Origin of the sequence: Chitinolyticbacter meiyuanensis (assembly GCF_008033135.1) — a bacterium.
In the GTDB taxonomy this organism is placed as follows: Bacteria; Pseudomonadota; Gammaproteobacteria; order Burkholderiales; family Chitinibacteraceae; genus Chitinolyticbacter; species Chitinolyticbacter meiyuanensis.
Genome location: NZ_CP041335.1, coordinates 506,021 through 528,305, shown reverse-complemented (window position 1 = coordinate 528,305; position 22,285 = coordinate 506,021). Strand labels below are relative to the sequence as shown.

The 22,285-nt window shown below is 59.0% G+C and carries 27 protein-coding genes and 1 tRNA gene; 22 read left to right on the top strand and 6 right to left on the bottom strand.

From position 1 onward, the window contains the following. Nucleotides 1-22: 22 nt before the first annotated feature. Entirely contained in the window at nt 23-1,060 is a 1,038-nt protein-coding gene (locus FLM21_RS02440) for an oxidoreductase (RefSeq protein WP_148714039.1), read from the bottom strand. 198 nt (nt 1,061-1,258) lie between these two features. Here FLM21_RS02440 and FLM21_RS02435 point away from each other — a divergent pair, with 198 nt between their 5' ends. From FLM21_RS02435 to FLM21_RS02385, 11 genes are all read left to right on the top strand, one after another. Next, nucleotides 1,259-2,404, top strand: a complete 1,146-nt coding sequence (locus FLM21_RS02435) for a GNAT family N-acetyltransferase (RefSeq protein ID WP_148714038.1) — start codon at nt 1,259-1,261, stop codon at nt 2,402-2,404. A 41-nt stretch (nt 2,405-2,445) separates the two neighbouring features. After that, nucleotides 2,446-3,123 (top strand): endo alpha-1,4 polygalactosaminidase, encoded by a 678-nt coding sequence (locus FLM21_RS02430; protein ID WP_148714037.1) that lies wholly within the window; start codon nt 2,446-2,448, stop codon nt 3,121-3,123. Nucleotides 3,124-3,551: 428 nt separating this feature from the next. Next, nucleotides 3,552-3,860 carry a CTX-RstB family phage integration protein gene (locus FLM21_RS02425; protein ID WP_148714036.1) on the top strand — a complete coding sequence of 103 codons (309 nt, stop codon included), beginning with the start codon at nt 3,552-3,554 and terminating at the stop codon, nt 3,858-3,860. 210 nt (nt 3,861-4,070) lie between these two features. Next, complete coding sequence (locus FLM21_RS02420) at nt 4,071-4,265, top strand: hypothetical protein (protein WP_148714035.1); 195 nt, start codon at nt 4,071-4,073, stop codon at nt 4,263-4,265. Continuing rightward, nucleotides 4,265-5,527, top strand: a complete 1,263-nt coding sequence (locus tag FLM21_RS02415; protein ID WP_148714034.1) for a phage/plasmid replication protein, II/X family — start codon at nt 4,265-4,267, stop codon at nt 5,525-5,527. Before FLM21_RS02420 ends, FLM21_RS02415 begins: the two co-directional genes overlap by 1 nt. A gap of 102 nt (nt 5,528-5,629) precedes the next feature. After that, the gene (locus tag FLM21_RS02410) at nt 5,630-5,923 is read left to right on the top strand and encodes a hypothetical protein (RefSeq protein ID WP_148714033.1); all 294 of its coding nucleotides are present in this window, start codon (nt 5,630-5,632) and stop codon (nt 5,921-5,923) included. Beyond that, nucleotides 5,907-6,107: a major capsid protein gene (locus tag FLM21_RS02405; RefSeq protein WP_148714032.1), complete on the top strand. Its 201-nt coding sequence runs from the start codon at nt 5,907-5,909 to the stop codon at nt 6,105-6,107. The genes FLM21_RS02410 and FLM21_RS02405 overlap by 17 nt, the downstream gene beginning before the upstream one ends. Nucleotides 6,108-6,618: 511 nt before the next feature. Next, on the top strand, nt 6,619-7,647 hold the full coding sequence (locus FLM21_RS02400) for a virulence factor TspB C-terminal domain-related protein (RefSeq protein ID WP_148714031.1): 1,029 nt from the start codon (nt 6,619-6,621) through the stop codon (nt 7,645-7,647). A 2-nt stretch (nt 7,648-7,649) separates the two neighbouring features. Beyond that, nucleotides 7,650-7,964 (top strand): DUF2523 domain-containing protein, encoded by a 315-nt coding sequence (locus tag FLM21_RS02395; RefSeq protein WP_148714030.1) that lies wholly within the window; start codon nt 7,650-7,652, stop codon nt 7,962-7,964. Beyond that, nucleotides 7,961-8,953, top strand: coding sequence for a zonular occludens toxin domain-containing protein (locus FLM21_RS02390; RefSeq protein WP_148714029.1), 993 nt, complete (start codon nt 7,961-7,963; stop codon nt 8,951-8,953). Before FLM21_RS02395 ends, FLM21_RS02390 begins: the two co-directional genes overlap by 4 nt. Nucleotides 8,954-9,112: 159 nt before the next feature. Further along, entirely contained in the window at nt 9,113-9,511 is a 399-nt protein-coding gene (locus FLM21_RS02385) for a hypothetical protein (RefSeq protein WP_148714028.1), read from the top strand. Nucleotides 9,512-9,610: 99 nt separating this feature from the next. On the opposite strand, the gene FLM21_RS21190 is transcribed toward FLM21_RS02385, so the two are convergent. Both FLM21_RS21190 and FLM21_RS02375 read right to left on the bottom strand, forming a co-directional pair. Next, nucleotides 9,611-10,297, bottom strand: coding sequence for an H-NS histone family protein (locus FLM21_RS21190; RefSeq protein WP_246120809.1), 687 nt, complete (start codon nt 10,295-10,297; stop codon nt 9,611-9,613). A 262-nt stretch (nt 10,298-10,559) separates the two neighbouring features. Next, entirely contained in the window at nt 10,560-11,159 is a 600-nt protein-coding gene (locus FLM21_RS02375; protein ID WP_148714027.1) for a recombinase family protein, read from the bottom strand. Between FLM21_RS02375 and FLM21_RS02370 the strand changes: the two genes are divergently transcribed. Next, a complete protein-coding gene (locus FLM21_RS02370; RefSeq protein ID WP_148714026.1) occupies nt 11,158-11,436 on the top strand; it encodes an endo alpha-1,4 polygalactosaminidase in 279 nt (92 codons plus the stop codon). The genes FLM21_RS02375 and FLM21_RS02370 overlap by 2 nt on opposite strands. Before the next feature lies 1 nt (nt 11,437). On the opposite strand, the gene FLM21_RS02365 is transcribed toward FLM21_RS02370, so the two are convergent. Continuing rightward, entirely contained in the window at nt 11,438-11,758 is a 321-nt protein-coding gene (locus FLM21_RS02365) for a cupin domain-containing protein (protein ID WP_148717423.1), read from the bottom strand. A gap of 62 nt (nt 11,759-11,820) precedes the next feature. On the opposite strand from FLM21_RS02365, the gene FLM21_RS02360 reads away from it, so the two are divergent. From FLM21_RS02360 to FLM21_RS02345, 4 genes are all read left to right on the top strand, one after another. After that, complete coding sequence (locus FLM21_RS02360) at nt 11,821-12,315, top strand: hypothetical protein (RefSeq protein WP_148714025.1); 495 nt, start codon at nt 11,821-11,823, stop codon at nt 12,313-12,315. Nucleotides 12,316-12,437: 122 nt separating this feature from the next. Next, nucleotides 12,438-12,770, top strand: a complete 333-nt coding sequence (locus FLM21_RS02355) for a PadR family transcriptional regulator (protein ID WP_148714024.1) — start codon at nt 12,438-12,440, stop codon at nt 12,768-12,770. Then, nucleotides 12,767-13,525: a DUF1700 domain-containing protein gene (locus FLM21_RS02350; RefSeq protein WP_148714023.1), complete on the top strand. Its 759-nt coding sequence runs from the start codon at nt 12,767-12,769 to the stop codon at nt 13,523-13,525. The genes FLM21_RS02355 and FLM21_RS02350 overlap by 4 nt, the downstream gene beginning before the upstream one ends. Nucleotides 13,526-13,621: 96 nt before the next feature. Beyond that, nucleotides 13,622-15,808, top strand: a complete 2,187-nt coding sequence (locus FLM21_RS02345) for a YgiQ family radical SAM protein (RefSeq protein ID WP_148714022.1) — start codon at nt 13,622-13,624, stop codon at nt 15,806-15,808. 96 nt (nt 15,809-15,904) lie between these two features. On the opposite strand, the gene groL is transcribed toward FLM21_RS02345, so the two are convergent. Both groL and FLM21_RS02335 read right to left on the bottom strand, forming a co-directional pair. Beyond that, a complete protein-coding gene (gene groL, locus FLM21_RS02340) occupies nt 15,905-17,545 on the bottom strand; it encodes a chaperonin GroEL (RefSeq protein WP_148714021.1) in 1,641 nt (546 codons plus the stop codon). A 179-nt stretch (nt 17,546-17,724) separates the two neighbouring features. Beyond that, on the bottom strand, nt 17,725-18,015 hold the full coding sequence (locus FLM21_RS02335) for a co-chaperone GroES (protein WP_148714020.1): 291 nt from the start codon (nt 18,013-18,015) through the stop codon (nt 17,725-17,727). Nucleotides 18,016-18,309: 294 nt separating this feature from the next. Between FLM21_RS02335 and FLM21_RS02330 the strand changes: the two genes are divergently transcribed. The 6 genes from FLM21_RS02330 to FLM21_RS02300 all read left to right on the top strand — a co-directional run bounded on the left by FLM21_RS02330 (nt 18,310) and on the right by FLM21_RS02300 (nt 22,211). After that, a tRNA-Ala gene (locus FLM21_RS02330) sits at nt 18,310-18,385 on the top strand. A 344-nt stretch (nt 18,386-18,729) separates the two neighbouring features. Continuing rightward, on the top strand, nt 18,730-19,224 hold the full coding sequence (locus tag FLM21_RS02325; protein WP_148714019.1) for a hypothetical protein: 495 nt from the start codon (nt 18,730-18,732) through the stop codon (nt 19,222-19,224). 202 nt (nt 19,225-19,426) lie between these two features. Then, nucleotides 19,427-20,353 (top strand): beta/gamma crystallin family protein, encoded by a 927-nt coding sequence (locus FLM21_RS02315; protein ID WP_187360053.1) that lies wholly within the window; start codon nt 19,427-19,429, stop codon nt 20,351-20,353. Nucleotides 20,354-20,668: 315 nt separating this feature from the next. Beyond that, a complete protein-coding gene (locus FLM21_RS21755; protein WP_148714017.1) occupies nt 20,669-20,947 on the top strand; it encodes an ADP-ribosylglycohydrolase family protein in 279 nt (92 codons plus the stop codon). Nucleotides 20,948-21,463: 516 nt separating this feature from the next. Next, nucleotides 21,464-21,718, top strand: coding sequence for a hypothetical protein (locus FLM21_RS02305; RefSeq protein WP_148714016.1), 255 nt, complete (start codon nt 21,464-21,466; stop codon nt 21,716-21,718). A 64-nt stretch (nt 21,719-21,782) separates the two neighbouring features. Further along, on the top strand, nt 21,783-22,211 hold the full coding sequence (locus FLM21_RS02300; protein WP_148714015.1) for a hypothetical protein: 429 nt from the start codon (nt 21,783-21,785) through the stop codon (nt 22,209-22,211). Nucleotides 22,212-22,285: the final 74 nt, after the last annotated feature.

The following is a 22,285-nucleotide window of genomic DNA, read 5'->3' as shown; positions in this document are numbered from 1 at the left end:
GCCTTTTTGCTGGCTGCCGCCGTTACAGCTTCTCGCGCTTGCCGGTCTTGGCGGCGCGGACTGCGGCCTCGATCACCCGCATGCTGCGCACCGCCTCGGTGGCGGGCACCGGGTTGGCCGCAATGCCGAGCACGGCATCGCGCACGCCGGCGTAGTAGTCCTGGTAGGCGCCACGCGGCAGCGTCACCGGCTCGTTCCGCGGCGTATCGCCATCGTGGCTGAACAAGGTGGCGGCGTTGGCATCGATGCCCCAGTCGGCGTGGCGCGGGTCGAACCCGGCCTTGAGCTGGTCCTCCTGGCCATCAAGCCCGTGCTTGATGAAGCTCGCAGCGGTGCCATGCACCAGGAAGCGCGGCGTGCCACCGGACACCAGCATGCTGGCGCCCAGCACCGCGCGCTTGTCCGGGTAGTGCAGCACCACCAGCGCATCATCCACCGACAGGCCGCCATCGCGACGGATCGCCAGCTCGGCGCTGACCGCCTGCGGCATGCCGAAAAGATCGAGTGCCTGGTCGATCACATGCGGGCCCAGGTCGTACCACAGGCCGGCACCCGGTCCGGCGCCTTCGCGCCAGCGCTGGCGCACCTGCGGCCGATAGCGGTCGAAACGGCTGGTGAACTCGGTGATGCGGCCCAGCCGGCCGGATGCGATCAGCGCTTTCAAGGCGAGGAAATCCGCATCCCAGCGGCGATTCTGGAACACCGACAGCACGCGGCCGGCGCTCTGCGCTGCGGCCACCAGCTCCTCGGCTTCGGCCACCGTCACGGTGAACGGCTTGTCGACCACCACGTGCTTGCCGGCGGCAAGCGCGGCACGCGCCAGCGGCGCATGGGTATCATTGGGCGTGGCGATGACCACCACATCGAGATCGGGCCGGGTGATCAGCGCGGCCGGATCGGTCTTGACCGCGACATCGGGCCAGTCGGCGATCACGTCGGCCGGGCGCGAGCTCGCCACCGCCACGAAATCAAGGCCCGGCGTCGCAGCGATCAGCGGCGCGTGGAAGGTCTTGCCAGCGTAACCGTAACCGATCAGGCCGACGCGTAAAGTCTGAGGCATGCGTACCACTCTCCGAAAGCGTGAGGCGATGGTAGTCTGATGCTTACAAGGCGTCGCTAAGGCATGTCCCTCAGTCCCCCATCGCCGCCGCTACAGCTTTAGCGTATGTTTGTTGCACTGCAGCGGGGCGATACTGTAAGCCGCCGCCCCGGCGCTGTCACCCTCGCTTCGTCTGCCCCTGGCTACAGGCCGTCAGCCATGATCCGCATCCACACCGACCTCACCGAACTGCCCGCCGCGGACTGGAACCGCCTTGCCGGCCCGCATCCGGCGCTGCAGCACGGTTTTCTCGCCGCGCTGGAAGCCAGCGGCTGCGCCAGTGCCGCCAGCGGTTGGCAACCGTGCCACCTGGCGCTGTGGCGCAACGAGCGCCTCGCTGCCGCGTTGCCGCTGTACCTGAAGTCCCATTCACGCGGCGAATATGTCTTCGATTGGGCATGGGCGCGTGCCTATGCCGAGCACGGCCACGACTATTACCCCAAGCTGGTGTCGGCCATCCCATTCTCGCCGCTGCCCGGCCCGCGCCTTCTGGCACGCAGCCATGAAGACCGGCTGCAGCTGCTCGCCGCGGCGCAGGAGCTGGCGCGACAGCAGGATGCCTCGTCACTGCATCTGCTGTTCTGCGACGCCGACGATCTCGCCGCGGCCGACGCGGCCGGGCTGGCGCGACGCGAACAGCTGCAGTTCCATTGGCAGCGCGATCCCGCGTGGCACGATTTCGACGACTTCCTGATGAGCCTGTCACACGACAAGCGCAAGAAGATCCGCCAGGAACGCCGGAAGGTGGCAGCAGCCGGCGTCGAGGTGGAAGCCCTGCACGGCGCGGCGATCACTGCCGAGCATTGGGCGTTCTTCCTGCGCTGCTATGCACAGACCTATCACGAGCACCGCTCCAGCCCCTATCTCAACGCCGATTTTTTCACCGGTAGCCACGCCGCCGCGCCGGAGCAGTGGTTGCTGTTCCTTGCCCGCCGGCATGGTCAGCCCATTGCCTGTGCGCTTGACCTGGTGGGTCCGGATCGCCTGTACGGCCGCTACTGGGGCGCGCAATGGGACCAGGCCGGCTGGGTGCCGGGCCTGCACTTCGAGCTGTGCTACTACCAGGGCATAGACTGGGCGATTCGCCACGGCATCGCCGTGTTCGAAGGCGGTGCGCAGGGGGAACACAAGCTGGCGCGCGGCTTCTCGCCGGTCGTCACCCATTCCGCCCACTGGCTGGCCCACCCCGGCTTTGCCGATGCCGTCGGCCGCTTCCTCGCGCAGGAACGCGAACTCGTCGCCGGCTACCGGGACGAACTGGAAATGCACTCGCCATTCCGCAGCCCAGGCGTCGTCGACCGCTAGCGCGTCGGCGTATGCTGGCCGGCAACGTCAGGAGTACCGCCATGTCTTCGCCTCGAACCCTGCTGTGGTGGCTGGCCACGCCCGTCGCCGGTGCCGCGCTGCTGCTGGCCGGCTGCAATGCCGAGGTCGGCATCGTGATCAATCCGAATCCCACACCCACCCCGACGCCATATCCGCAGCCACGCTGGATTCCCGCACCCGGCGCCAGCTGGCAATGGCAGCTCGACGGCAATATCGACAGCACGCAGGACGTTGCCATCTATGATCTGGACCTGTTCGATACGCCCAGCCAGCTGGTAAGCCAGCTCAAGGCGCGCGGCAAGCGGGTGATCTGCTACCTGAACGCCGGCGCCTGGGAAAACTGGCGGCCGGACCGCAACGCCTTCCCCGCCGCCGTACTCGGCAAGGACTACGCCAGCTGGGCGGGCGAGCGCTGGCTGGACATCCGGCGCATCGACGAGCTGGCGCCCATCATGCGTGCGCGGCTGGACCTGTGCCGTGACAAGGGTTTCGACGGCGTGGAGCCGGACAATATCGAGGGCTACACCAACGACACCGGCTTTACGTTGACCCGCGCCGATCAGTTGGCCTACAACCGCTGGTTGGCGGACGAGGCGCATGCACGCGGGCTGTCCATCGGCCAGAAGAACGCGCCCGCGCTCACCGGCGATCTGGTCTCGCACTTCGACTGGGCCATGACGGACGTTTCTGCCCATTAGTCTCGGTCCTCATCGCTGGGCGTAGCGTATGGGCCAGTTGAGTCAAAAAATTGCGGCCCTCTTCGGTCGTTTCTTGTTCGATCGCAACAATTTTCACAAGAAAATCATAGGGATAGTCTAGGAACAGTCCGATTTTGACTGTTGCTGCAGGGCTAACCCTTCCTCGCTTCTTCCATGCGCTTACGGCTGCTGCGCTTACGTTGCAGAGCTTTGCTGCGTCGTTTTGTTCATGCTCTCTTAGGTACTCAGTAAGCAAATCTATGCTGGTCTTCATGACTGGGCCTCTTTACGGGTATTGATTCAATCACTCGTTGAATGGTTCTATCGGCTTGCATTCAATCACTGGTTGAACGGGGTAAGCCTTCTTTTAATCGGTGGTTCATTGCGAATCCTAAACCGTTTCGCGTTCACCGTTCAAAGGAAGCAGCATGAAAGCTCTCGTTCTGGGCGTCCGCCGCCAAAAAGGCATCGCCAAAGCCAGCAAGAAACCCTACGACATGTGCACCCTGATCATCGGGTCGCCCATCCAGCCTGCAGCGACTGAAGCCTTCACCAAAGAGGGCTTTGGTTTTGAGCCCGGCGAGATTGATCTCGCAGTCGAGACGCTTCCTCAGTTCGAAAAGGTCAAGTTCCCCGCTTGGCTTGATCTGGTGACGGACAACGTCATGCGCTTTGGCCGTTTGCAGCCCATCGTCATTGGTTATGGCGATCCTCAGCCGCAACACAAGCCAGCTTAAAGGCTTCGTCAGAAAAACAGCGGAAACCTTTCCCAAAAAGCCGCCCCAACCGGGGCGGATTTTTCGGGGTTCGGGATGTAGCACCCCGAATCAGTCCGGTTTACCGGAAAACCGACTTCCTTACAGCGCTAGAGCCCCATGACACGTGTCTCGCATCGCCAAAAGGCCCTGAACCAGCAAGAGCGGTTACGCGCTGTGGCCCTCTCGACGATGGCCCGGACGACTCCGGCAGTGCAGCAACGCATCGACGAGTTCCACAAAGAGCCTCACGCCACCGAGCTGTTCATGGCGTGGTGTCTGATGGACCACCAAGGTCTGCCGGGCGTGCTCAATGTCTACGGCCCGACGCGCTGGGCCAGATACGTGGCAGATCTCAAGGCCATCAACGTGGCGGTGATCGAATAATGGCCGTCGATACGATCAAGCTGCGTTCGCCGATCATTAATCCGCAATTGGCCGATTACCTCGAACAGCAATGCACGCTCAAACAAGGTATCGATCTGCGTAGCGGCGAAATGCTCTACGAAATGACGACAGGCAAATTGGATGGCAGCTACGACAGCCGCATTAGCTTCCGTGTCTGCCGCGATGATTGGGTCAACATCAAAGGTCGCTGCGAATTAGTACCTTGCGAACCGTACATTCTCTTGGAGTGCTCGGTTCATAAAGTGCTATATGGCCAAAATGTCTATGGCAATCCCGTTGACGTGCAAACCCTGTGCTTTTTGCTGATATCGACAACCGAATTACTGCTTAATCCGCAGCAAGACCCGAATTGGGAATTGCCATCGGCAAAATACTGGGAAGTACGTCGTATTGACTGGGCGCATATGTTCTATCTCAGCCCAGATGCAATAGCCGAATATTTCCGCGCATTGAAGAAAGCCGTATTTCCGCGTCGCAAAGATAAATCAAGCCAGCATGGCGACCACTCGTTGCATTTTCCGGGCGAAATGACGACATTGCGGCTGTATCACAAAGGCCCGGAATTCCGCGCCCATGATTTGCCGAGAATCCGCCGTATCCTGCCGGTGATTCTTAATGCTAAATACAAGAATATGTCCGAATGGACCGAATCAAGAAAAGTTAACAAAGTTCATCGCACCTTGCGCGCACTTGCGAAGATAGCTGATTCACGGCTACGGGTAGAAGTGCAAATCAATGCGCCAAAATTGAATTATGACTTTGGCGACCGTTACCCGCTCGTTTCAGAAATTACTGACGAATACCTAGAATCCGTTTATTCGACCGAAGTTCAAAAGTTGCTTAAAGAGGGGGATTCCGACATGGAAACCGTCCGCAATCACGAAGCTGTCCGTAGCCGTCTGCAATCCGTGTATGGCACGCGTTCTGCAAATAACCTGCTCGCCTTCTGGATGCGCTTAGCGGCCGAAGGTGAATCGCTTGTGCGCATGGACTATTCAAAGACGCAATTCTACGAAAACCGTAAGAAGCTGATTGACGCGGGCGTCTCTTGGCTTGCCAGCAATGTCTATTTGCTCGATGAGGCGCTTAAAGTGCCGCGCGATTTCAAGCCATTTAAATCGAGCAATCGCCTTTGCGTCATGCCGGTGCGTAATTCCAGCCTATTCAATATGAATCCGCTGGATATTCGCGATCTATTGGCAATGCGCGATTACAAGCATGCACAACGGGTGGCCGCATGATTCCGCAAATTGCTTTATATGTGACTGTCACATTAACTGTAATGAGCATTGCCGGTCTCGCTCTGGTGATTGGCGTTGTAATTTGGAAGTCGAGAAATTGATATGCCCACCTGCTTTGAAGTAAAGCTATGTGGTACAGGGCCGGCTAGTTGTGGTCCTTTGGATGCGCCGGGCACGGGTAATACCTTGGTCTATCGGGATGTGCCGCCAGAACAATGCCCGGGTTTTATTCTGATGACACATGCCGAAATTCAGTCGTTAAAAACACTACCAGATTTGAGCATGGCGGAAGCCAATTCCTTGCTCACATCCATTCTCGTGCTTTGGGCTATAGCATGGGGATGGCGAACCATAGCCCGTCAAATCAAGGAAAAAGACGATGTTCAAGAAGATTAAGTTTTTTGCTCCTGTCGCTGCAGGTTTCATGGCTGCGACTTCTGCGGCCTTTGCTGCCATCGACACCGCATCGATTACGGCCGGCATTACCGATGCAGCGACTGCCGTTGGTGTCATCGGTGCTGCCGTGGTGCTGATCTACGTCGGCATCAAGGTTTACAAGTGGATTCGCGGCGCGCTGTAAATCCATCTGGTCCGGTCGAGCCGTCGCTATCTGGCGGCGGCTTTTTTATTGCCTAGGCGGGGATGAAATGAATGGTATGGCTCTATATTTTTGCGGTGCTCGTCGCCTTCTATTGGGTATTGGATTAATTGCACTGCTGCTAATCGCAAATCCAGCACTTGCCAAATGGAAAGCCGTTTCAAACGAGTCTCCATATTCGTCACCGGGTATTACTGCATATGGGAATACTGCTTGGGGCGCATGTGAAGCTTGGTATGCGGCGACGCCGTCTTCGTACAAAACGAATACATACATGAAGCAGGTCGCTGGCAGTGGCTGTTCTGTTGATCGGTGGACGGGCTCTACTTGGACGGGCCTTGTAACCGCTGCCATGTTGTCGGATGACGGTTTAGCCTGTAATTCGCCATCAACGCTTGATCCTGTAACTGGGCAATGTGTAGCGCTGACTCCGACGCCTGCACCGACTCCGACGCCAAAGCCATGCCCTGCCGAGGGCACAATGGGTGGGCGCATGACGTTTAAATCTAGCTCGATAGACGATTTTGTATTGCGCTGCGACAACGGTTGTTTGTATGCGGCATCGGGCGGTCTCTATTGCGGCAATAAGCAAAATGGTTTCTATACGTGCACGTCTACTGCCAAGCGCTCAATAGGTGAGGCGTGCGAAAGGGGTGAATTAGACCCTGCGGCGCAGCCTACGCCAGTTCCTACGCCCGTCAATCCAACGCCCGGTCCTTCTCCTACGCCCGGCCCCACGCCGGTTCCTAAAACAACCGAGGGGGATTGCTTGGCTAAGGGAAAGTCGTTCGGGTACGTCAATGGTGAAGTGAGATGCGTCAATCCTTCGCCTGATACGCCGGTAACGACGACAACGCAAACGACTAAGACAACTACCACCGACAGTGGTCAACCGACAACGGAAACGACAACCAAGAGCACTACTGATACCGGCACTGGTGTAAAGACTACGGACACCACGACGACGACTGTTCCCAATGGTGGAAAGATGCCGGACGGTTCTACGTGCACCAAGCCTGAAGGTTGCACGACAACGCGCACGGAAACGACGGATCAACCGTCCGAGGAATACTGCAAAAACAATCCCAATGCACAGCAATGCAAAGGCACGAAAAGCAGCGTAACTGCTTCATGCGAAGCATTTACCTGTGAATCAGATGATGCGGTCAGTTGTGAAATAGCAAAGGTGAATTGGAAAGAGTACTGCCGGGCTGATCAAGACGCTAAAACAATTGAAGAGGGCGACCTGTATAAAAAAGGGCAAGGTGCCATGGATGGTACTGGTCTCGAAGAAGTGAAAGGGCAAATTTTTGGCGACTCGTCCGATGCTATTAGCTTCCAAGGCGCCATCAAAACCGATGCATGGTTATCGCGCTCCTGCCCTCAAGACATACAGGTGTCGGTAATGGGTCGAAGCGTCACCATTGCGCTATCTAAAATCTGTTCAACGCTACAAATCATCGGCGAATTAATGGTTGCCGGTGCATGGATCATCGCCGCATTGATCGTATTTAGGGGTTAATCATGCCAGTACCGTTACTTGCTGTATTCGTTCCCGCCCTTGTTGGCGCCCTTGCCAGTGCTGCTGGCACGATTATCGGTCGCGCCATTATTGCAATGGGTGTTGGCGTCGTGACTTATACCGGCCTGCGCACTGGTCTGGATAGCATATTCAACAACGTCAAATCCGTGATTTCAGGTGCGCCGCCGGGTGTTTTACAGGTGCTCGGCGTGATGAAGCTCGACGTCGTGCTTTCTATTGTCTTTTCGGCCATCGTCGCGCGAATGGTACTCAACGGCCTGACCGGCGAAACCGTTAAAAAGTGGGTGACTAAATGATTACGCTCATTACTGGACAGCCCGGCGCTGGGAAAACGCTATATACGCTCTGGTATGTGAACCAGATGGCCGAAAAAGAGGGTCGGCAGGTTTATTACTCCGGGATCTCGGATCTCAAGTTGCCGTGGCTTGAGCTCGACAAAGCCGAGGATTGGCACAAGCTACCGCCCGGCGCCATCATCGTCATTGATGAGTGCCAGCGCGTGTTTCGGCCCCGTGCCAATGGATCGCAAGTGCCCGAGCATGTCTCCAAGTGCGAAACGCACCGTCACAATGGCCACGATCTGTTTCTGATCACGCAAGGCCCGCGCCTACTCGATGGCAACGTGCGGCCGCTCGTGGGGCGCCACGTCCATGTCATGCGGGCCTTTGGCATGCATGCCGCTAACCTCAACGAATGGGCTCAAGTAAAGCTCAACTGCGATACCTCCCGCGCCGATGCCGTCAAAACCAAGTGGGGATACCCGAAGGAGGTATTTAGCTATTACAAGTCGGCTGAGATGCACACGCATAAGCGCCGTATACCGCCCCGCGTCTTCTTCCTGCTGCTACTGCCGTTCGTGCTGGCCGGGCTGATCTGGACTGCCACCAAGTACCTAAACCGCTTGCAGAATCCTCAAGCTGCCGAAGTGGCGGAAGGGCAAGCAATGCCTGCCGGCTACACACCCCAGCAGACCGCCATGGCAAAGCCAGAGCTGTCGTGGATCGAGAAACAGCAGCCGCGCCTGGACGGGCTCCCGCACACCGCCCCGGCCTACGACGACTTGGCCAAGCCGCAGCAGATTCCGGCGCCTCAGGCATGCGTCACCATCGGCGACCGCTGCAAGTGCTACACCAATCAAGCCACGCCGATTCAGATGGACGATGACTTGTGCCGCAACATCGTCGCTAATGGCATCTTCCTGCCGCACCTTGCACCGGATCAGCAGCAGACGCAGCAGCAGCAGCAGCAGCTACAACCAGTTGAGCACGGCGGGGCATCGGTATGAGGTGCGCCGTTCTCCTTGTGCTGATCCTTTCTGGCTGCGCATCTCTCGATAGAACGCCAGAGCAACGGCGGATCGATTTCATCGCATGGGCTGAGTGCCCGATACGTTCACCTCGCCCGACGGATTGCCGCTGAGTGACGGTCACAAAAAGGAAAGACAATGAGTGAATTGGAAACGCAGCAACTTGCTGAGGCCGCCATGCAGGTGTTTTGGGCGGGATTTCAGCTCGGTGTGTTGCTTATGCTGTTTGTGGCGGTAATGGCTTGGGCGTTTTGGGGCGAGCTCAGCTCTCTGTATTGGCGCTTCCGCCGACGCAATGGACGTTATTGCAACTGGTCCAGCCGTCATGCTGCTTTTGCTTCATACGCCTATGTTGGTTGTAGTGCGTTTACGTGGCATATGGGACGGTTGACGAAGCTATTTGAGGCTGAGTTGCTGCGGCAGATGCGTGAAGAGAGTGGGCGGCGTGTGGTTGATCTGGATAGATGCAACCTATTGGAAAACAACCAGGTGGACCCCGGCCGAAGCCGTCGACGAGTTAAAAACGCTGATTCTTGATAGCTACAGACCAAAAAGCCCGCGATCGCGGGCTTTTCTGTTTTCAGAGAAATTAGTGTGGCCATTGCTGACATGAGTGCTTACATGCCGGCGTCAGCTTCATTTGCTCTCGAGAGCCTCGAGCGATTTACCTGATGCCATCCAGTCGATAACCCATTGAGGCTTCTTCCCTCGCCCGCTCCACGTGGCGTTTGCCTCGGTAGGATGCTGGTACTTTGCAGCGGGCGTTTTAGTGACTGCCGCTTTATTCTTCTGTGTAGGCTTTGAATTAGTGACAGTCGCGAATTTACCTCGCGTCTTTGCTTCGCGGATCAAGTCTGCCATCGGCAGGCGTTCTTGCACTGGTGGGGCCGCTTCGTCCTTCTTTTCTTTTGTGCCAGTCACTTTATTCGGCTTTCCAGGAGCGGGCGCTTCTTTTGTGACAGTCACCTCGATAGCTTTTTGAAGTCTGCTTTCCGCTGCCTTCAGGCTCTGTATCTGAGCTCGCACCGCATCGCTAGGATCGAAAACAAGGATTTCGTGACGGCGACCATATTCGGCCCATGCAAGCCTGGCGCGACTAGCTATGCCTACCATGTTTCTCATTAGGTAAAGGAGTTGTTCATCGCTTAAGGTTTTCAAGTTATCGAGGTCGATGCTCAAGGCTGTGCGCTTTGCTTGAAGTCGGGATTTGGCTTTGCGCTCAGCAGCAGTCATTGGCTTATCGCCCAGTGCTGGCCTACCGCGTTTCTTTGGTGTTTCGCCCACATCTAGCTGCAGTGTTTTGTCATCGTGACTGTCACGCATTTCAATCCCCTTAACGCACGTTGCCCACACTCAAATTATAGTGACTGTCACATAAATACGCAAAGCCGTCTGTCGGAATAAAGCGACCGTCACGAAAAGCCGCCCGGGTGGTTTTTACGTCGATGGCTGGGCACGGCCGGGGGCAGGCGAAGCCGACACCGGGCCGTGACGGGCCAGACGGTCTTTCTGCTAGCCGGGCGGCGTGTCGTCGTAGCGGATGTGGGTAGAGCCCATGCCGTCCCTTGCCCGTAGGGTGGCCGGGTTAATCCCCGGCCAGGACATGGGCGAACAGCTCGGGTTGAGCTTCGCGGTTAGCGCGGTCAATTGCTCTGCTGATGGTTCGGCGAGATATGTTGAATTTGCGGGATAGCTGCAGCTTGTTGAATGATCCGTTAGACCATAGCGCTACTATCTTTGCAGCCTCATCGTCGGATAGCACACGCTCTCGGCCTAGCCGGACACCGCGCTCTTTGGCTGCCTTTAGTCCAGCTTTCGTGCGTTCCCGGGTTAGCTCTTTCTCGAACTCGGCAAATGCCCCGAGGATTTGTAGGATCATGCGTCCCGATGGCTGGGTGGTGTCGATGATTTCGGTCAGGGATTTGAACTCTGCTCCCGAGTCCTCGATGTGCTCGATGATGGTCAGCAGGTCTTTCAGGGATCGTGCGATGCGATCCAGCTTGTAGACTAGAACAACGTCCCCGGGCTGGAGACGTTCAAGCATTGCTCTTAGTTCTGGTCGGCGCATGGTGGCGCCTGATCGCGTTTCTTCGTAGATGACTTTGCAGCCAACACGCTGCAATTCCCGACGTTGGACGTCAGTTACTTGATGATCAGTGCTAACCCGTGCGTATCCAATCAGCATGCTGTTCTGTATGTTGTTGGCGACAATTGACAGATTAGACCAACAAGCCGACGAACGGCGATGTAAGAAAAGGTGGGCAAAAACGGAAGACTGCGCGCACTACGGCTGGTGCGCCGACCTCAAGCCCTATACCGACGCCGGCAAGGCGGTGTTCATGGCCGAGTACACCGATCTCACCGGCGACACCAGCCAGTTCTGCCCGCAGGCAAAGCAGCTGAAGTTCTCCGGCGTACTCAAGCGGCGCAACTTGGATGCCTGGCGGGTGGCATGCCCGTGATTCAGGCCTGGGGCGACCACCACACCGCCAGCCACACCGTCTGCGGCGCGGTATAGCTGACGCGATGGCGCCGGTGCGGCGCCAGCAGCACATGCTCGCCCGGCGCGAGTTCGAGCGGCGGCGTGCCGTCGTCGAACATCAGTCCGGCGGCCCCAGCCAGCAGCAGCACCCACTCGTATTCGGCCTGGTCGTACCACACGCCATCCGGCGTGGCCTGGCCATGGGAGACGATGCGTTCGATCCGCACGCCGTCCTGGCGCACCAGATCGGTAAACACCTCGTCCGGCAAGGCAATCGGCAGCTGGTCGTAAAGATTGGCCATGTTTCCTCTGGGCTTGAGTGACAGCTTTGCCATACTGCCACCATCTGCCAGCGGAGTACGTCATGACCGAAACCGAGTGGATCAACCAGACCCAAGCCGACATCGCCCGCGCCACGGCCAACTATCGCGGCCCCAAGTTCTTCGTGGCGCAGGCGCTGTGCCTGACCCGGCTCACCGGCGCGCGCTTCGCGTTTGTCACGTTGCGCGACGCCCGGCATGCCGGCCAGGGCTATAGCCTGGTGTTCGTCGACGGTGCCAATCCCAAGGCACCCGTCAGCTACCAGCTGCAGAACACACCATGCGCCAGCGTGCTGGCTGGCAATGCGGTATCAATGCCGTGCGACGTGCAGCAGCAATTCCCAGCCGCCACCGGCGTGTACTCCGGCTACTGTGGCCTGCCGCTGCCCGGTAGCGATGGTCAGGTAATCGGACTACTGGCAGTCGCGGACGATCGCGCGCTGAATCGCCTGGAACGGATGCAGGGCCTGCTGACCCTGCTGGTTGGGCGCACTGCGGCTGAGCTGGAGTGCCATATGCTGCGCGGGAACGCCATCTAGCCTCTCCCTCAAAGACAACCGGACCAGCGGGTACGAGCGCTCGCTTCGACACGCAACGCAAACTATCTTGCAATACAAGATACCTTGCCATATATTGCGCTCATTCACTGCGGCCCTGAACGATGAAAATCCAACTGAAGAAAGGCACGCTCGACATGTGCGTGCTTGCCGTCCTCGCCCGCGGCGACAGCTATGCCTACCAGCTGGTGACGCAATTGAGCGCGGGCATGGACATCAGCGAGGGCACCATCTACCCACTGATGCGCAGGCTGCAGCAGGAAGACTGGGTGGAGACCTACCTGGTCGAATCGGCCAGCGGCCCCTCCCGCAAGTACTACCGGCTCAGCACGGCCGGGCACGCTGCGCTTGCCACCATGCGCGATGAGTGGCGCAGTTTCGTCAACGAGGTCGAGGCCGTGGTATTCGCGCCCGACGCATCTGGAGCATCGTCATGACCCAGCACGAATTCCTGCAACAACTGGCTGCCGCCTTGGCCGGACTGCAGCAGGCACAACGGGACGACATCCTGGCCGATTACCGTGAGTATTTTCGCGAGGGCCTGGCGGAAGGGCGCAACGAAACCGAGATCGCAGCCGCGCTGGGCGATCCGCGCGAGCTGGGCCGCACCCTGCGGGTGGAGCGCTCGGTTGCTGCTTGGGAAACCCGGCGCTCGTTGCCGGCCCTGTGGCAAGTGGTGCTGGCCACGGCAAGCCTCGGTGCAGTCAATCTGCTGCTGGCACTGCCCACCCTGCTCTGGCTATTGCTGCTGAGTGGTGCCAGCCTGGTGGCCGCACTGATCGCCGGACTGGGGATCGTCGTGCTCGGCAGCGCCCTGTTTGGCAACAGCGGCAGCGTGGATGCCGCGCTGGAGCGCTGGCTGGCGCCGCAGGCACGCATTGCCGTGAGCGACGGCACGGACCGGATACTAATCCAGCCGGATGCCGCCGGGCGAGCCTCTGTGCTGATCGAGTCGGGCGACGACGCGGTGCGGCTCGAAGGCGGGCGCCTGCTGCTGCGCGATGGCGAAGCGCAATTCACCCTGCACGGACTCGCACCCAGCCGCACTGGCTCTGCGCTGTTCGGCCTGGCCCTGCTGCTGCTGGGCGGATTGGCGCTGGGCTTGCTGCTCTGGCTGTTGCGGGCAGCAGTGCGCTTGCTGCGCGCCGCGATCCAGGCCCAGCTGCGTACCATGCAAGCGACCCCCGTTTGATCATATCCAACTGAATTTTCAGGTTTTTCCGCTGATCGATTTTGGCAGCACCGGGCAAATCTGCGACAATCCGCGATTAGCCTTGTTCACGCCGCCATGAATCCCGCTGCTACCGCCCTCTACGACTACGCGCCGCCACGCCGCCCCCAGCCCGCCCCCTTCCTGCCGATGAGCCGGGACGAAATGGCGGCACTGGGCTGGGACGAGTGCGATGTCATCCTGGTGACCGGCGATTGCTATCTCGACCATCCAAGCTTCGGCATGGCGCTGGTCGGGCGGCTGCTGGAAGCGCAGGGCTTCCGGGTGGGCATCATCGCCCAACCGGAATGGGACAGCGCCGAGCCCTACAAGGCGCTGGGCCGCCCGCGGCTGTTCTTCGGCATCACCGCCGGCAACATGGATTCGATGATCAACCGCTACACCGCCGACCGTAAACCGCGCTCGGACGACGCCTATACGCCGGACGGCGTGGCGGGGCGGCGGCCGGACCGGGCGGTGACGCTGTACGCGCAACGCTGCCGCGAAGCCTATCCCGGCGTGCAGATCATGGTGGGTGGCATCGAGGCCAGCCTGCGCCGTATCGCCCAGTACGACTACTGGAGCGACAAGGTGCGGCAATCGGCACTGGTCTACGCCAAGGCCGACATCCTGCTGTTCGGCAATGCCGAGCGCGCATTGGTCGAACTGACGCATCGCGCCGCCGCCGGTGAAAAGCTGCGGGACATCCGCGACATTCGCGGCACCGCCTTCATGACGTCGCATGGCTGGATGCCGGCACGCGACTGGGCGGTGCTCGATTCAACCACCGTCGACCTACCCGGTCGGGTGGAACCGCATCCCGATCCGTATGCGATGGAAGAGGAAAAACAGGCCGCCGCCAAGGCTGCGATGCCCGAAGGCGCCCAGCCGATCCGCATCATCAGTAAGGCCGAGCGCCTTGCCGCCAAGCAGGCCGAGCGGCAGAAAACAGTGATCCGCCTGCCCGCCTACGAGGCCGTCGCGCACGATCCGGTGCTGTACGCCCACGCCAGCCGCACGCTGCACCTGGAAGCCAATCCGGGCAACGCCCGCGCGCTGGTGCAATTGCACGGCGAGCGCGATGTATGGATCAATCCTCCGCCGATCCCGCTCACCACGCCGGAGATGGATTACGTCTACGGCCTGCAGTACGCGCGCAATCCGCACCCGAGCTATGGCAAGGCGCATATCCCGGCTTGGGAAATGATCCGCTTCTCGATCAACATCATGCGCGGCTGCTTCGGCGGCTGCACCTTCTGCTCGATCACCGAGCACGAAGGCCGCATCATCCAGAGCCGCTCTGAAGGCTCGATCCTCAAGGAAATCGAGGACATCCGTGACAAGACCGAGGGCTTCAAGGGCCATATCTCGGACTTGGGCGGCCCCACCGCCAATATGTACCGGCTGGCGTGCAAGGACCCGAAAATCGAGCAGTCCTGTAGACGCCTCTCGTGCGTGTACCCAGGCATCTGCGAGAACCTCGATACCGACCACAGCAGCCTGATCCAGCTTTATCGCAAGGCGCGCGCCATTCCCGGCGTGAAGAAGATCACCATCGGCTCCGGCCTCCGGTACGACCTCGCGGTGGAATCACCGGAATACGTTAAGGAGCTGGTCACCCACCACGTGAGCGGCTACCTGAAGATCGCGCCGGAGCACACCGAGGATGGCCCGCTCTCCAAGATGATGAAGCCGGGCATCGGTAGCTTCGAGCGCTTCAAGCAGATGTTCGAGCATTACAGCCGCCAGGCCGGCAAGCAGCAGTACCTGATCCCCTACTTCATCGCCGCCCACCCCGGCACGACGATGGAAGACATGCTGAACCTGGCGCTGTGGCTGAAGAAGAACAACTTCAAGCCCGACCAGGTGCAGGCCTTCACCCCAACGCCGATGGCCATGGCCACCACCATGTGGTTCACCCGCCGCAACCCGCTGAGAAAGCTCGCCCGCACCTCGGAAAAGGTCGAGGTGATCCGCGATGCGCACAGCCGCAAGATCCACAAGGCCTTCCTGCGCTATCACGACCCGGTCAACTGGCCCATCCTGCGCGAAGCACTGGTCGACATGGGCCGCGTCGACCTGATCGGCAACAGCCCCAACCACCTGATCCCGTCGCAGCAGCCGGGCGAAAAGCCGGTCGCGGCCCCTCGGCAGGCGCCGCGCAAGCCGATGCCGGCGGCACGCAGCAAGCCGGGTAGCGGCAAACGCCCCGCAGCCGGCAAAAGCCGAGCCGCGGCCGCCAGCAAGCCACGCGGTCGGGGTTGAAACGCGCCGTCGCTTATTACCCTTTACCAAGCTTGATTGCAAAACAAAACGCCACCCGAAGGTGGCGTTTTGCTTGGTACCAGGTGCCGGGCTGGCTTAGAAATCCATGCCGCCCATGCCGCCCATGCCGCCGCCGCCCGGCATTGCCGGCGCGTCGTCCTTCGGCAGCTCGGCCACCATTGCATCAGTGGTCAGCAGCAGGCCGGCAACCGATGCGGCGTGTTGCAGTGCCGAGCGGGTCACCTTGGCCGGATCCAGCACGCCGATCTCGACCAGATCGCCGTACTCGCCAGTTGCGGCGTTGTAGCCATAGTTGCCGGTGCCTTCGACGACCTTGTTCACCACCACGCTCGGCTCGTCGCCGGCATTGGCAACGATCTGGCGCAACGGGGCTTCGATGGCCTTCAGCACGATCTTGATACCGGCGTCCTGATCGGCGTTGGCGCCCTTCAGTTCACCCAGGTTGGCGCGGGCACGCAGCAGCGCAACGCCACCGCCAGCCACGATGCCTTCCTCGACTGCAGCGCGGGTAGCGTGCAGCGCATCTTCGACGCGAGCCTTCTTTTCCTTCATTTCGACTTCGGTGGCAGCGCCAACCTTGATCACGGCCACGCCGCCGGCCAGCTTGGCCACGCGCTCTTGCAGCTTTTCCTTGTCGTAGTCGCTGGTCGCTTCTTCGATCTGACGACGGATGGTCGCAACGCGTGCCTTGATGGTTTCTTCCTGACCGTTGCCATCGATGATGGTGGTGTTTTCCTTGGCCACTTCGATGCGCTTGGCTTGGCCCAGCAGATCCAGCGTGGCTTTTTCCAGGGTCAGGCCGACTTCTTCGGCGATCACGGTACCGCCGGTCAGGATGGCGATGTCTTCCAGCATGGCCTTGCGACGGTCGCCAAAGCCCGGAGCCTTGACGGCCACGGTCTTGAGGATGCCGCGGATGTTGTTGACCACCAGGGTAGCCAGCGCTTCGCCATCGACATCTTCAGCGATGATCAACAGCGGGCGGCCCGACTTGGCCACTTGTTCCAACACCGGCAGCAGGTCGCGGATGTTGCTGATCTTCTTGTCGAACAGCAGTACGAACGGGTTGTCCAGCAGGGCGATCTGCTTGTCCGGGTTGTTGATGAAGTACGGGGAGAGGTAGCCGCGATCGAACTGCATGCCTTCAACCACAGCCAGTTCGTCTTCCAGACCCGAACCGTCTTCGATGGTGATCACGCCTTCCTTGCCAACCTTGTCCATGGCTTCGGCGATTTTGGCACCCACGGCTTCATCGCTGTTGGCCGAGATCGAGCCAACTTGGGCGATTTCCTTGGAGGTGGTAGTCGGCTTGGCGATCTTCTTCAGCTCGGCAACCAGGGCCACGACGGCCTTGTCGATACCGCGCTTCAGATCGGTCGGGTTGAAGCCGGCGGCCACATACTTCAGGCCTTCGTTGACGATGCCCTGTGCCAGCACGGTGGCGGTGGTGGTGCCGTCACCGGCGATATCGGAAGTCTTGGAAGCCACTTCCTTCACCAGCTGCGCGCCCATGTTCTCGAACTTGTCCTTCAGTTCGATTTCCTTGGCCACCGATACGCCGTCCTTGGTGATGGTCGGCGCGCCGAAGCTGCGCTCCAGCACCACGTTACGGCCTTTCGGGCCCAGGGTCACCTTGACCGCATCGGCCAGGATGTTGACGCCATTGACCATCTTGGAACGGGCGGAATCGCCGAACTTGACTTCTTTAGCAGCCATTTCATTTACTCCAAATCATTGAATTCTGGGGAGTGCTGCACGCTGTGTGCAGCAGCATTTCGGGAAGGATTCGATTCGAGGACAAGGCGGCAAGCAAGACTCGACACAGCCGTACATGAGTACGGCGAGGAGATTCGCAGCGCAGCCAACGCAGTCATCGAATCGAAGGCAAACCGAAATCAGGCTTCGAGGATGCCGAAGATGTCTTCTTCGCGCACCACGGTGAGTTCTTCACCGTTCACCTTCACGGTCTGGCCGCTGTACTTGCCGAGGATGACCTTGTCACCCACCTTGACTGCGAGCGGACGGACCGAACCGTTTTCCAGCAGCTTGCCGGTGCCGATCGCAACGACTTCGCCCAGATCCGGCTTTTCGGCAGCTGCGCCTGGCAGCACGATGCCGGAGGCGGTCTTTTCTTCAGCTTCCACACGCTTGATCACGACGCGGTCGTGCAAGGGACGAATTGCCATCTTTCAAACTCCTGCGAAATGAATGACGCGAAACAGGTGCAACATCTCAGGTTGCGCTTGCAACAATTTGACGGTTAGCACTCATCGCTAACGAGTGCTAATAATATGGACGCCGTGTGACGTTTTCAAGAGCGGATTTTGCCGAACCCGCCTTGGCGGCCGACACATCCGGTTTCTGCTCGGCCATCGCGGATGTGTTCAGTCGCTTCCACGGTTTGCGCTGGCGCAAATCATCACGTCGCCGCATCAATGGCCACTTTTTGCAGGGGGGCCGCGTTGCTATGATGGCTCCACGGGCCGATAGCTCAGCTGGGAGAGCGCCGCGTTCGCAATGCGGAGGTCGGGAGTTCGATCCTCCTTCGGTCCACCAAACGCAAAGCGCCAGTCATTCGATTGTGTGCCGTTAAGCATAAAGTGACCATCTGCCCAGGACTCGCGTGGGTTTTGCCTGCTGCGCGCCTGCCACGCGTCGAGCAGGCGCAAAAAAAAAAACGGGGCCCTAAGATCACGTTTGCTTCGGTTCAAACCAGTTGTTGTTAAGCGCTCTGAGCGAGGCGCACAGCTGCGCTTTATGGGGTTGCAGATTGACTTCTAACCTTTCGGTCAACCGGACAGCCCAAATGCTGTGCATTTGGGTTCCCTTCGCTGGCGCTTCGGGGCCGGTTACTTCCACGTTAGGGCGCACAGAAGCATAGCGTCCTCAGAAGGCGAACAATGTCGCTTGAGAACTGGCTAAAGATACTCGCCGTAGCGGGCGCAATCTGCAGTTTCCTGTGGGGGGTCTATCAGTGGCGAGATAAATCAATGCAGGAACTAGAAGTGCGACGACTCGAAGCCGAACGCTTGGCCGAGACGCGTCGAATAGAGGCGACGAAGCCGTTCCTGGACCGACAACTGACATTGTATTCAGAGGCTACGAAGGTTGCATCGCAAGTGGCCACGCTTGGCACAACCGAGGCCGGTAAGAAGGCACGTACGCGTTTCTGGGAGCTCTACTGGGGTGAACTTGCATTGGTGGAGAACAGAACAGTCGAAGCAGCGATGAAACGGATGGGGGATGCACTCGCAGCCGGCGCTTCCGAGCAAGAACTCCAGCTTGCATCGCTGGCCGTGGCGCGAGCATGCCGTGAGTCGCTGGACAAGTCCTGGGGAGTCAATGCTTGGGCCCAGCCCGATGAAGCCGCTCCGAGTTCCGAACGTGCGCCCTAACCCTTAGGTCGAGACAAAGCTACTGTCCGTATTGGGCTTCCCCGTCGATTGAAAGCGCAATAGCCGCTTTCAAACGCGATGATGGCCACGAACACTGCGGCAGCGATTCCCCGCAGCACCTTGTTCTTCAGCGCGCGACCACCGATCGAGTGTGCGGCTGGCAGCACGAACTATGCCCCGCCGCGATTCCGCTCTACGTACGATGCATCAGCCCACCTATATAGGTGGGCAGCTGCTGCGCCTCCACGCTTATTACTTTCGGCGTGCTTGTCTGCCATCAAGGCAGGCCTGTTTACCTATTCAACCTAGGTGGAAAATATCTGCACAAGTAAATGTGCCCGCCATAGCCCGTAATGCCCCCGAAGAACGGAACAAGTTTTTTGGAATATTTGAACATTTATTTCGAACAAATTACTTGCCTAGAATGTTTGCGGCCAAGAAGGCCAAAACAACACAAAATAATCTCGAAAGGATGGATGTCATGCATAAGGCAAAGATGATTTGCTTGCTACTCGCGACCGGGGTCGCAATTCAGGCGAATGCAGCTGTTTTCTATAAGCACAAGGACTACCAAGAGGCCATTTTGGTGGCGAACGGGCCTGTTGCACGTGTGGACGACAACATCAATGACCAAATTTCTTCAGTCGCGTCCAATCAATGTGTCACGCTTTACGAGCATGAGTACTTTGGCGGCATGACGTCGAGTTTTCTGGGAAGCCAGGCCGACCTAAAGCCGTACCCTATGCAAGACCGGACTACCAGTATCGACGTGTACGATTCAATAGCGTGCCAAAAAGCAGTTTTATATGAACACAAAGACTTCAACGCAGAAGGTGGCCGAACATATACACCGCCCTTGAACGTGGCCGTGTCAAACATCGGTGGGTTCATGAATGATCGCACTACAGCCATTAAGGTGCCGGATCGCATCTGCCTGGAGGTGTGGATTGATGCCCCTCCTAAAGACCCTGCGCAATACAACGCATGGCGAGCTGCTCCCACGAGAACCTTTTACCCAGGTTCGTACAGCAATATCAGCGATCTAGGTCTGAATGACAAAATCACTGCAGTGAATCAATACAGCTGCAATGCTACCGGTGGGCCTATTGTTTGGCCCGTCCTGTTCTAAATATCGCATTACGCCGAGTGTCGAACCGCCCCTACGGCCGCCCACTCCAATAAGGAGTGGGCTTTTTCTTGAAATGGCAGTTTAACAAGGTGTCTCGTGGGAGCGCTCGTTACTGAATATGCCGGCGAGAGCGCTCGAACCACCCACGGCACGGAAGAGGCCATCGAATGCACGCGCTTGTTTGCGACGCAGCTGCGCGCTGCATTGACAGGCGCGGACAAGGAATCGTTTCTCTTCCAGCATGGCTATCAGGCAATAGCGCCGAAGACGGCACCCCTGGCTGCGGGCGCATGACGTAGCAAAGCGGAAAGCGCGATTCATGGCAGCGGATATGTGGTGGAATCTTTGGAGGCGGCGCTGTGGTGCTTCTGGACGACCGATGACTTCGAAACGGCCATCTTGAAAGCCGTCAATCTCGGCGATGATGCGGATACGACCGCAGCCATTTGCGGCCAGCTCGCAGGTGCCTACTACGGATTTGAAGCCATTCCAGCCCACTGGCGGAGTCGGTTGGTCATGTCTCGGGAGATCGAGGCGTTGGCGGACCAGCTTTACCTGCGCCGGGAGCCGCCAAGTTCATCTGGGGCCAGCTAGCCCAGATGCGATAGAGCAGCCTTGTTGTTCGAGGAGCTCCAAGGCATAGGCCACTTCTCGGACATTGTTTTAAATCTCACTTGAAAATACAGCGAGTTTTTTGGCCATGTATTGCTTTATTTTGTAGCGATTGGCCAAGATTTGCTTTCTGCGGTCTTCTTCACGCTGGCGGCCCTATCAAAGCGGCCTTCGTTTGCGGCGGCTTTGCGTGCAAGGACGCCACTTGGCCAGTGAATGCTCTATTTCCGGCCAGGAAATGCTTAACGGCACAGATTGTGTGCCGACACCTTGCCCGCCCACGGGGGCACCGGCAGCGCCAAGGTCAACTGCCCTGAAGCTTGGCGCCCCCATTTCTCATCCTTCGTCAGCGATCCGCTTGTCCACGCCGGATACCGTCAGTTCGCCGCTGTGGCGAATGGTCATGCCAGGCGCAGTATCGTTCAAGCCTTGGCCCGCGCTCTGAAATGCGGCCTGGTGAGGAGCGACTAGGCGGCGGCACTGGGGTAATCTTGCCCCATGGAGACATTCTTGAGTGCTTTGCAGTGGCCGGCCATGCTTGCCACGTTGATCGCTGCCTGGCTGGTCGCTTCCTCAGGCCAGGTCAAACGCCGCTGGGGATTTTGGTGTTTCATCCTGAGCAACATCCTGTGGGCAGCGTGGGGCTGGCATGACGAGGCGTATGCACTGATTGCCCTGCAGGTGGGACTCTTCCTGATGAATCTCCGGGGCGCCAGCAACAACGAACCACATCCGAAGGATGCGAACTCATAAGCGCGCCGCCGAGACGACGTTCGCTGGATTGCCTGCGGCAAGCGGCTCGTCAATTCACCGTTGAGTGACAGAAATTTCCAAGCTCGCCTCGAAAAGATTGATCGCCATCTATTGCCTAATCGGCCCACCGATTGGCGCGCTGGTCGTGACACTGGCTTCGATCTTTACCCCTCAATCCCCTTGGTCGAATCCGTTCGAGTTGTTCGTCTTCGCACTCCTGCTTTCTTATCCGGTGGGCATCGCTTCCGCACTGGCCGCAGGTGCCACCCACATACTCGTCGCTGCTCGCCTGCGACCGGCGCTAGCGGTTCTGGCCATCTGTATCGCTTCGATATTGGCCATGGCAGTACCCGTTTCCCTTATCGGGCGGCCAGAGGTCATTTTCCGTTCTTGGGTTTATTTTCTGGGTTTCGTCATGCCCCCGCTGCTGAGCGCGCTCATCCTTGCCAGCGCGCTGCTGTATCGACAACGATCCACTGTCCGGACAGCCTAGCCGCGCCCGACTCCGCCATATCGATACAGCCATCCAGACAGTTATCCAATACGGCCGCCTGGCCTGCCGCCAGC